The sequence below is a fragment of the Staphylococcus sp. HMSC65H10 genome (assembly GCF_001839185.1).
In the GTDB taxonomy this organism is placed as follows: Bacteria; Bacillota; Bacilli; order Staphylococcales; family Staphylococcaceae; genus Staphylococcus; species Staphylococcus simulans.
In genome coordinates this window covers 1,664-3,225 of record NZ_KV840417.1, presented here as the reverse complement: position 1 = coordinate 3,225, position 1,562 = coordinate 1,664, and the positions used below count along the sequence as shown (strand labels likewise).

Here is a 1,562-nt window from a genome sequence, read left to right as displayed (position 1 = left end):
GACGCGTTGAAAACCTATATTAACGGCCAAGACGCCGCATTAAAGCAGCTTATTGACGGTGAAGTCAACAGCAAGATAACACAAACTAAGAATGAATTAAGCAGCAACATCAGCGCAGTGAGTGCTAAGGTAGACGGCATTCAAGTAGGCGGACGCAACTTGTTACCTACTTCTTATGATTATTACAATGTCACCGGTTTGTATGGCTATATCAAGGTGAGTAACGATAATACGCAGAAAGTTATTAAAATCACGGATAATGACACGTCAGTTGATATGACAGGTGTATTCTTCGGTTTTACTAAAAATGGTCAAGATGCAAGTGGTGGTTATCGCTGGGAACATTCAGCCGGTAATTTAATCCGCAATTTTGATAATGATGTGTCATTGAAACAATTCAATTATTTTTCATTTTTCCCAAAAGACAAAGCAACATTAGATAAAATCTTCAAACGTTATAAAATTAAACTTGAAAAAGGTACGATTGCGACTGATTACACAGTAGCACCAGAAGATGTTCAAACTAATATTACAAAGGCGCAATCAGAGGCGACTATTGCCGCAAAAGCTTATGCGGATGCCCAGGACACATTGAGAAAAACAGAATTACAAGCATACGCAGACGGTGTTGTAACTAAAGAAGAACAAAGAGCTATCGCAGATGCTCAAGCAAAATTAGAAGAAGCTAAGGCATATGCAGAGGAAACTCAAAAGGCAGCACAAGCTTATACCGATGAAAATCTTGAACCAATTACAACAACGCAGACACAGCAATCATCGGATATTAAGCAGCTTAAAGACGTTATAACATTGAAAGCTGACAAAACAGAATTGACAACGATGTATGATACAAACATCAAGCCGCTGCAAACGCAAATCAATGAACAGAAAGCGCAATTAGATGTGTTACCGGAACAAATCAGTAGTAAAGTATCGCAAACAAGTTACGACGCAGACCAAAATAATATAGTCACGCGTTTAAACAGCGCAGACACGCAACGCCAACAATTAAGTAATGCGATTAATGACCGTGTGACCATCAAAGAATATACAGATAACAAGACAGCGACTACTAATGAAATCAATACAGCAATTAATAATGTACAGGTCGGCGGCAGAAATTTATTAGAAAACAGCGTAAATATCAAAAAGGCTATCAATGATACTTCGAACAATTATAATCAGTATTGGGCTACTTTAATCACAAGTGCACATAGTAAATTACAGTTGGGCGAAACCATAACGATAAGTTTTGATGTGCAAATGGAACGCGGTGAAATACTAAGAGTATATGATACTTTAACCAACTTTGATTTCATGTTTGGAGAAAAGGTATTTAAAAATATCGGCAATAAAAAACAAAGGCTGTCATTCACTTTACCATTAGTATCAACAACTAAAACGGGTACATTATGGAATTTGAGTTTTTACAACAATAACAACGGAGACCGTTTTGCAATTGAAAACATCAAAATAGAAAAAGGCAACAAAGCAACAGACTGGACGCCTGCACCGGAAGATGTCAAATCAGATATTGATAAAGCAAAAGCAGAAACTGATAA

Annotated in this window: 1 pseudogene; it reads left to right on the top strand. The window is 37.1% G+C overall.

What is annotated here, in order from left to right:
• A pseudogene (locus tag HMPREF3270_RS14055) lies at window positions 1-1,562 on the top strand (hypothetical protein); the annotation flags it as partial.